The 8399-nt window shown below is 63.2% G+C and carries 7 protein-coding genes and 1 pseudogene; 5 read left to right on the top strand and 3 right to left on the bottom strand.

All coding sequences use genetic code 11. The features are described from left to right. Nucleotides 1-213: 213 nt before the first annotated feature. A pseudogene (locus HHL26_RS24170) lies at nt 214-309 on the top strand (IS5/IS1182 family transposase); the annotation flags it as partial. Here the strand turns inward: HHL26_RS24170 and HHL26_RS02945 are convergent. Continuing rightward, complete coding sequence (locus tag HHL26_RS02945) at nt 290-910, bottom strand: LysR substrate-binding domain-containing protein (RefSeq protein WP_257721827.1); 621 nt, start codon at nt 908-910, stop codon at nt 290-292. The pseudogene HHL26_RS24170 and the gene HHL26_RS02945 overlap by 20 nt on opposite strands. 238 nt (nt 911-1148) lie before the next feature. Between HHL26_RS02945 and HHL26_RS02940 the strand changes: the two genes are divergently transcribed. Continuing rightward, entirely contained in the window at nt 1149-1946 is a 798-nt protein-coding gene (locus tag HHL26_RS02940; protein WP_066562467.1) for a DUF2189 domain-containing protein, read from the top strand. Nucleotides 1947-2058: 112 nt separating this feature from the next. On the opposite strand, the gene HHL26_RS02935 is transcribed toward HHL26_RS02940, so the two are convergent. After that, nucleotides 2059-2955, bottom strand: a complete 897-nt coding sequence (locus HHL26_RS02935) for a LysR family transcriptional regulator (protein WP_066562465.1) — start codon at nt 2953-2955, stop codon at nt 2059-2061. Nucleotides 2956-3053: 98 nt separating this feature from the next. Between HHL26_RS02935 and ilvD the strand changes: the two genes are divergently transcribed. Beyond that, a complete protein-coding gene (gene ilvD, locus HHL26_RS02930) occupies nt 3054-4907 on the top strand; it encodes a dihydroxy-acid dehydratase (protein ID WP_066562463.1) in 1854 nt (617 codons plus the stop codon). 251 nt (nt 4908-5158) lie between these two features. Here the strand turns inward: ilvD and HHL26_RS02920 are convergent, their stop codons facing one another. Beyond that, nucleotides 5159-5590 carry a MarR family transcriptional regulator gene (locus HHL26_RS02920; protein ID WP_066562459.1) on the bottom strand — a complete coding sequence of 144 codons (432 nt, stop codon included), beginning with the start codon at nt 5588-5590 and terminating at the stop codon, nt 5159-5161. Nucleotides 5591-5683: 93 nt separating this feature from the next. Between HHL26_RS02920 and HHL26_RS02915 the strand changes: the two genes are divergently transcribed. Then, nucleotides 5684-6835 (top strand): HlyD family secretion protein, encoded by a 1152-nt coding sequence (locus HHL26_RS02915; protein ID WP_066562457.1) that lies wholly within the window; start codon nt 5684-5686, stop codon nt 6833-6835. Then, on the top strand, nt 6832-8388 hold the full coding sequence (locus HHL26_RS02910; protein ID WP_066562455.1) for a DHA2 family efflux MFS transporter permease subunit: 1557 nt from the start codon (nt 6832-6834) through the stop codon (nt 8386-8388). Before HHL26_RS02915 ends, HHL26_RS02910 begins: the two co-directional genes overlap by 4 nt. The last annotated feature ends 11 nt before the right edge of the window (nt 8389-8399 follow it).

The following is an 8399-nucleotide window of genomic DNA, read 5'->3' as shown; positions in this document are numbered from 1 at the left end:
TCAGCCGATAGATATCCCGCCGCTCATCCAAACCCAAATGCTGATAGCCGTTCATCGCGTGCCTTCCTGGAAAAGGGATCAAACCCTTATAAACCCTAGGATTTCGCACTTCGATTTAGAATCCACCGCTTACAATCCGATAGTTCGATAATAAGGATTATGTTAAAATCAATGCCGCAATTGTGCATGCTTGGCATCGTTTCCCGAAGATCGGTGCACGCAGAGACCTTGAGACGCTTCCCTTGGCTACGCCACCTGTTTGATGATGGCAGCTATTCGGGCAGCAAATTCAGGGATGCCTTGAAGCGCAGGAATGCATGTGGACGGCGATTTCCGGCAACGGCAGCTCCGGCCGGGCGAACATCGCGTCAAATTCCGGATTTTTCCGGTGATCCGCGAACAGGGGACGAATCCAACGGGCATCCTTCATTTCGTGCAGCGTCTTCGCATTGGCCAGCGGATGCCCCTTTCGGCCTATAAGGTCGAAGCGATTATCGAACAGCTTCTCGATCAAAAGCGGCGACTTGACCGGAAAATCATGGACCGGGCCAACATAGAAGTCGATTTCGCCCGACAGTATTTGAGGTTCGATCGGAGCGAAAAGCAGGCTCTCGGCGAATTTCAAAACAATCTTCGGATATTCCGCCTGAAATGTGCGCAACATCGTGGGCATCAGCGCGATCGTTGCCGCAGTCGACATCGCCACCGAAATCTGGCCGGTCGCCTCGCCCTTCTCCTGTTCGATCGCTTCGAAAATATGACGGATTTCGGACTGGATGGCCGTCGCATGCTGCACGAAGACCTGGCCCATGCGCGTCAAGGTCACGCCATGGCCATGGCGGGTGAACAGTGACACGCCGAGTTCGCTTTCAGTGTCGCGAATGCTGCGGCTCATCGATGGCTGCGTGATGCCGAGCTTGCGGCTTCGGCAACCGCCAATATATCCCGGATGTTGCTCAGTTTCATGCGAGACACGGTCCTGACATCAAAGGGCTGGCGGCCCCCGCATTCCCGGTGTAGGATGACATCATTGGCCATGAGGCGCTCCCTCATGCCGAGAGATGCTCGCCCCGAAAAGGCGCGCATGTCCCGACAGAGGACCAAAGCAGAGCAAAGCGCATTATGGCGTTCGGTCAGGAGGGCGAACCATGGCAATTGCTCACCCGTCCCAGGCGGCGTCCGCGGGGCAAGATATTTCCATCCGCACTATCGGTTTCGACGATCTGCGTATCGCCCTGCGTCAGGGCTGGGACGATTTCCTCGCCAAGAGGGGCGATCTGGTGTTCATCGGCTTCATCTATCCGGTCATCGTCGCGCTGGCGATTATGTCGGCCGGCCAGATGTCGATCCTGCCGCTGATCTTTCCCCTGGTGGCCGGTGCGATCCTGCTGGGACCGGCTTTCGCCAGTGGTTTCTACGAACTGGCCCGGCGACGCGAGGCGGGACTGGATGCCCGCTGGCGCCATTTCCTGGACGTGATCCGCAAACCGGGCGGCTCTGCCCTGTTCGACCTGACCTGCGTGCTGGCGTTGCTGTTCATGGCATGGATGGCGACGGCCTGGTTCATCTATCATGTGACGCTGGAAAATATACCCGGGTCGACCGCCTCCGTGGGCGCTTTCTTCTCCGCGGTGTTCGGCACGTCCGAAGGCTTGCAGATGATCGTGCTCGGCAATCTGGCGGGCTTCTGCTTTGCCCTGCTGACGCTGGCAGTCAGCGTCGTCTCCTTCCCCATGGCGGTCGACAAGCCGGTCAGTTGGGGTGTCGCGCTGCGGACATCCTGTCGTGTGGCTTGGCATAATCCGGTGACGGTCGCGGCCTGGGGTCTGATCGTCGTGGCGTTGCTGGTGCTTGGCTCGCTCCCCGCGCTGGTGGGTCTTGCGGTGGTGCTGCCGGTGCTGGGATATGCGACCTGGCATTTGTACACGCGGGCCGTGGTGCGCTGACATCCATGTCATGCCCGTAAAGGCGGGGCACCAAGCTGCGCCTAAGGCAATCCATCCCCTGAGCGCTCCACCCGGAGCGACTTAGGGGAGTTGGATTTCCGCCGGCGCGGGATCACGCTTTCAAGGCGATCCGTAAAAGCGCGCGCAGCGTCGGCTCCTCATCCGCGCGACGCCAGGCCAGCCCGGTTTCCAGAACCGGCACGGCGTCGGCCAGCGGCAGGTAACGCACGCCGGTCCGCGCCAGATTCTGGAGCGAGGCCGGCACCAGCGCCATGCCCATTTCCGCCGAAACCAGGCTGATGATGGTCTGCATCTGGATCGCCCGCTGGCGGATATGCGGTGTCCGCCCCTTGGCCCGATAATGGTCGAGAACCAGGTCGTGAAAAGTCGGAGATACATGGCGCGGAAAGAGCAGCAGCGGCTGGTCCAGCCAGCTTTCGCCCGCCAGCTTGCCCTGTTCCATGTCGAGGACTCCCTCCGCGACCCAGGCTTCCGGCACGGCCGCGACCAAAGGCTCCCGGAGCAGCGGCCGGTAATCGATCACCGACGGCAGGCCCGAAGCCGGAGGGATCAGGATACCGGCATCGATCCGCCCTTCGACCAGCGCCTCGATCTGAACATCGCTGGTGGCCTCGGCCAATGTCATCTCGACATCGGGAAAGGCGATGGAATAGCGCCGGACCAGCGACGGCAGGATGCTGTAATCGGCGGAACTGACGAAGGACAGCGCCAGCCGTCCCGCCGTCCCTTCCCGCAGGCGCCGCGCCATGGGGGCGAGGTCCGCGATCGCACCCACCGCCGGGCGGACATGCGCCAGCCATTGCTCGCCAAAAGAGGTGAGCGCGACATGGCGCTTGGTCCGCGTAAAGAGCGGCGCCCCCAGTTCGCGTTCCAGCGCCATGATCGACTGGCTGAGCGGCGGCTGCGTCATGCCCAGCCGTTCCGCAGCCCGACCGAAATGCAATTCCTCCGCGACGGCAAGGAAGTGATTGAGTTGCCGCAGGTCCATCACTTATTCGTAATACGACCTTATTGAACGCTTTCAATATATTTCACAACCTGCGTGCAAAAGCGTAGAGAGCTTCCGAGAGGAATTGAGGAAATATCATGCCCCATTATCGTTCACGCACCAGCACCCATGGCCGCAACATGGCGGGCGCGCGCGGCCTGTGGCGCGCCACCGGCATGAAGGACGAGGATTTCGGCAAGCCGATCATCGCCATCGCCAACAGCTTCACCCAATTCGTGCCGGGGCATGTGCATCTGAAAGATCTCGGCCAGCTCGTCGCTCGCGAGATCGAGGCGGCAGGCGGCGTCGCCAAGGAATTCAACACCATCGCGGTCGACGACGGCATCGCCATGGGCCATGACGGCATGCTCTATTCGCTGCCCAGCCGCGATCTGATCGCGGACAGCGTCGAATATATGGTCAATGCCCATTGCGCCGACGCGCTGCTGTGCATTTCCAACTGCGACAAGATCACGCCCGGCATGTTGATGGCCTCCATGCGGCTCAACATCCCGACCATCTTCGTGTCCGGCGGGCCGATGGAAGCGGGCAAGACCGTGCTGCGCGGCAAGACGGTCGCGCTCGATCTGGTCGACGCCATGGTCGTCGCGGCGGACGAAAATTACACCGACGAGGAAGTGAAGACGATCGAGCAGGCCGCCTGCCCGACCTGCGGCAGCTGCTCGGGCATGTTCACCGCCAACTCGATGAACTGCCTGACCGAAGCTTTGGGCCTGTCGCTGCCGGGCAATGGCTCGACGCTGGCCACCCATGCCGACCGCGAAAAGCTGTTCCTGGAGGCGGGCCGCACCATCGTCGACCTCGCTAAGCGCTGGTATGAACAGGAAGACGCCTCCGCCCTTCCCCGCAACATCGCCAGCTTTGCCGCGTTCGAAAACGCCATGAGCCTCGATATCGCCATGGGCGGTTCGACCAACACAGTGCTGCACCTGTTGGCCGCCGCCTATGAAGGCGGGGTGGACTTCACCATGGCGGACATCGACCGGCTGTCGCGCCGCGTCCCCTGCCTCTGCAAGGTCGCGCCCGCCAAGCAGGACGTCCATATGGAGGATGTCCACCGCGCCGGCGGTATCATGTCGATCCTGGGCGAGCTGGAGCGCGCCGACCTGATCGACGCCAGCCTGCCGACCGTTCATGCGCCAACGCTGGGCGACGCGCTCAACCGCTGGGACATTGGCCGCACCAATAGCGAAGAGGTCCGCAATTTCTTCCGCGCGGCCCCCGGCGGCGTCCGCACCACCCAGGCGTTCAGCCAGAATGCCCGTTGGGAGGAACTGGACACCGACCGCGAAAACGGCGTCATCCGCAGCGCGGAGCACCCCTTCTCCAAGGATGGCGGCCTCGCGGTTCTGTACGGCAATATCGCGCCCGAAGGCTGCATCGTGAAGACGGCTGGCGTGGACGAATCGATCCTGACCTTCCACGGCACGGCCCGCGTCTATGAAAGCCAGGACGCGGCGGTCGCGGGCATATTGGGCAATGAGGTCAAGGCGGGCGACGTCGTCGTCATCCGCTATGAAGGGCCGAAGGGCGGCCCCGGCATGCAGGAAATGCTCTACCCTACCAGTTATCTCAAGTCGAAGGGGCTGGGCAAAGCCTGCGCGCTGATCACCGACGGGCGCTTTTCGGGCGGCACGTCGGGCCTTTCCATCGGCCATGTCTCGCCCGAAGCGGCGGAAGGCGGACTGATCGCGCTGGTTGCGACAGGCGACCCGATCGTCATCGACATCCCCAACCGCGTCATCAAGCTGGACCTGGACGACGCGGTCATCGCGACGCGCAAGGCGGAGATGGAAGCACGCGGCGTCAAGGCCTGGAAGCCGCTCGGCCGCAAGCGCAACGTCTCCCCCGCGCTGCGCGCCTATGCGGCGCTCACGACCAATGCCGCGCGCGGTGCGGTGCGCGATGTGAGCCAGATCGAAAAGGATTGATTCTTACAGGGCGTGCCGCGTTCAACGGATGCGGCGCGCCCATTCGGACGCTCGTGGCAAGAGCGAATCAGTTGAGCAGGAGGTAAAGCGTGCCGGTCAACGCCAAGGCCGACGCGCTGCACAAGGTCAGCAGCCCGATGCTGCATTGACACATGCTGTAATGCATACGCTCCATCACACACTCCCCTGCCGCCGGGCTTATGCCGGTCGACCGGGCGATAATAACAGAGAAAATGGCGCGAATCAAAAGGTCAGCCGTTCGCCATCCTCTTCAGCAATTTTTGCAGCGCAGCATGAAAATGCTCCCGCTCGGACGCGTTCAAGGCGCCCAATGCCTGTGCCCCGAGCTGACGGCGCAGGGGTTCAGTCACGGCCACCGCGGCCTCCCCTGCGGGGGTGATGGTCAGCCGCTTGACCCGCCGATCTTCCCTATCCGGCATCCGTTGAATCAGCCCATCGCGCTCCAGCCCGTCCAGCGCCTCCGTCACCGTTCGCGGCGCAATCCCCATTATTTCGGCAATATCCGCCGCCCGCGCCGTTCCCGGCAGCTCCTTTATGCACATCAGAACCTTTGTCTGCGCCAGCGAAGCGCCCTGCTCCGTCATCGCCCGGTCGAAGAAACGGCGCATCAGCGTGATGACGCGAAACAGGTCCGTCAGTAGCTGCTCGTCGGAGATATCCATGAGGTTCCTCAATAAATGGTATTGCGCCATAGTGCAAGAGCGAGCATAGGAAGCAGGATTGAGATCAGCGGTTTTTTCATGAGTTCAGACGATATGGCCTCTTCCTCCGCATATGCCGACGACTCGGGCCAGCGCCGTTCCTCCCCGCTCAAAAACCCGCGCGTCCGCCTGATCCTGTTGCTGGGGGCGTTGGCGCTGATCGTTGGCGGCGTGCTGTGGTTCATCCGCTTCGAAAGCTTCGGCAAATTTCAGGAATCGACCAACGACGCCTATATCCAGACCGATTCGATCACCGTCGCGCCGAAGGTTTCGGGCTATGTCGACCGCGTCTTCGTCGATGAGAATCAGGATGTGAAGGCCGGGCAGCCGCTGGTGCAGATCGACCCGCGCGATTATCGGGCGCAGGCGGCCCAGTCCGTGGCGCAGATCGACGTGGCCAAGGCCAATGTCGCCGGGGTGACAGCCCAGATCGCTGAGCAGCGCGCCGCCATCGACCAGGCGGACGCAGAGTTGAGCGCCGCCAAGGCCAACGCCGCCTTCGCCGCGAGCGAAGTGGAGCGCTATCGCCCGCTGGCGGCCAGCGGCGCCGAAACCCGCGAGCGCTTGTCGGAGCTTCAAAATCTAGCGGTGCAGGCGAGAGCCAGGGCTGCCGCCGCCCAGGCGACGCTGGCCAGCGCGCAGAAGCGGGTCGCCACATTGGAAGCGCAGGTCAGGCAAGCGCAGGCGCAGGGAGAGGCCGCGCGCGCCCAACTATCCGCCGCCAATACCGACGTGGAGGCCACCATATTACGCGCCGCCGTCGATGGGCGGATCGGTGACAGGAGCGTGCGGCAGGGTCAGTTCGTGCAGGCGGCGGCCCGCCTGATGACGCTGGTTCCCAAGGCCAGCCTCTATGTCGAGGCGAATTTCAAGGAAACGCAGTTAGGCCTGATGCGCGTCGGCCAGCCCGTGAGGATCGAGGTGGACGCGCTGCCCGGCGTCGATCTGCCCGGCCGGGTGGCGAGCATCGCGCCCGGCACCGGCGCGCAATTCTCCGTCCTGCCGCCCCAAAACGCCACGGGGAATTTCACCAAGATCGTCCAACGCATCCCCGTTCGCATCGCCGTCAGCGCCGGCCCTGAAACCCGCAAGCTGCTGGTCCCCGGCATGTCGGTCGAAGTGTCCGTCGACACCCGTTCGGCCAAGGACGCCGCGGCGCAAATCCGCCGGGAGCAGGAGCGGCATAACGCGCGGATCGGCCAATGACCGCTACCGCCTCTTCGGCCCCGGCATCCATGCCGGAACGCGCCGACACCGCCGCCTGGCTGGCGGTCGCGGCGGGCAGCCTGGGCGCGATGATGGCGACGCTTGATATTTCCATCGTCAATTCGGCCCTGCCCACGATCCAGGGCGAAATCGGTGCCAGCGGCACGGAGGGAACCTGGATCGCGACATCCTATCTGGTCGCGGAAATCATCATCATCCCGCTGGCGGCGTGGCTGGAACGGCTGCTGGGGCTGCGTACCCTGCTGCTGGCCGCGGCTTTTCTGTTCACCGGCTTTTCGATGCTGTGCGGCGTGGCCGACAATCTGACCACCATGATCATCGGCCGCGTCGGCCAGGGCTTTACCGGCGGCGCGCTGATCCCGACGGCGATGACGATCATCGCCACGCGCCTGCCCCGTTCGCAGCAGCCGATCGGCAATGCGCTGTTCGGCGTCACCGCGATCCTTGGTCCGGTCCTGGGCCCGCTGGTCGGCGGGTGGCTGACGGAGAATATAAGCTGGCACTATGCCTTCTTCCTGAACCTTCCGGTGGGCATCATCCTGATCACCCTGCTGCTGGTGACGATGCCGCATCAAAAGCCGCTGCTGAGCGAATTCTGGCAGGCCGACTGGCTGGGCATTGCAGGCATGGCGCTGGGGCTGGGCGGCCTCACCATCGTGCTGGAGGAAGGGCAGCGCGAACAATGGTTCCAGAGCCGGGAAATCGTCCTGATGTCGATCGTCTCGGGCATCGGCTTCATCCTGTTGTTCGCCGGCCAATATTTCGCGAAAAGGCCGGTCATCCGGCTGAAGCTTCTGCTCGACCGCCAGTTCGGCGCGGTCGCGATGATGGGGCTGGTGATCGGCATGATGCTCTATGGCACCGCCTTCGTCATTCCGCAGTTCCTGGCCGCGATCGCCGGTTATGACGCGCTGCAATCGGGCCGGATCGTCCTGCTGTCGGGCATTCCCAGCCTGATGCTGATGCCGCTGACGCCGCTGCTGATCCGGCATCTGGACATCCGCATCGCGGTCGGCGCCGGGCTGCTCGTCATGGCGACGAGCTGCTGGATCGACACGGTGCTGACCAACCAGGCGGTCGGCCATGATTTCATCGAATCGCAATTGCTGCGCGGGGTCGGCAGCGTGTTCGGCTTCCTCTTCCTCAATCAGGCCGCCATCGCTTCCGTCCCGCGTGAGGATGCGGGCGACGCCGCCGGACTGTTCAACGCGGTCCGCAATCTGGGCGGATCGCTGGCGCTGGCGGGCATCGCCACCATTCAGGACCAGCGAACCTGGTTCCATAGCCGGCGCATGGAAGAAAGCCTGAGCGCCAATAGCGGCCAGGTGCAGGACTATATCGGCGGGCTCAGTCATTCGCTGGGCGGTCATGAAGCCGCCCTTCGGTCGTTGGCGGGCACGATCCAGAAAGAGGCGCTGGTGATGACCTATAACGATATTTTCACGATGCTGGCGGTCGGCATCATTGCCGTGCTGCCGCTGGTCCTGTTCCTGCGTCCCTTGCCCCATGGGCAAGCCGTCGCGATGCATTGAGGCCGGTTTCC

The sequence above is a fragment of the Sphingobium sp. TB-6 genome, assembly GCF_012927365.1.
Taxonomy (GTDB): domain Bacteria; phylum Pseudomonadota; class Alphaproteobacteria; order Sphingomonadales; family Sphingomonadaceae; genus Sphingobium.
The sequence above is the reverse complement of the archived record's forward strand: the minus strand, read 5'-3'. Positions and strand labels throughout refer to the sequence as shown.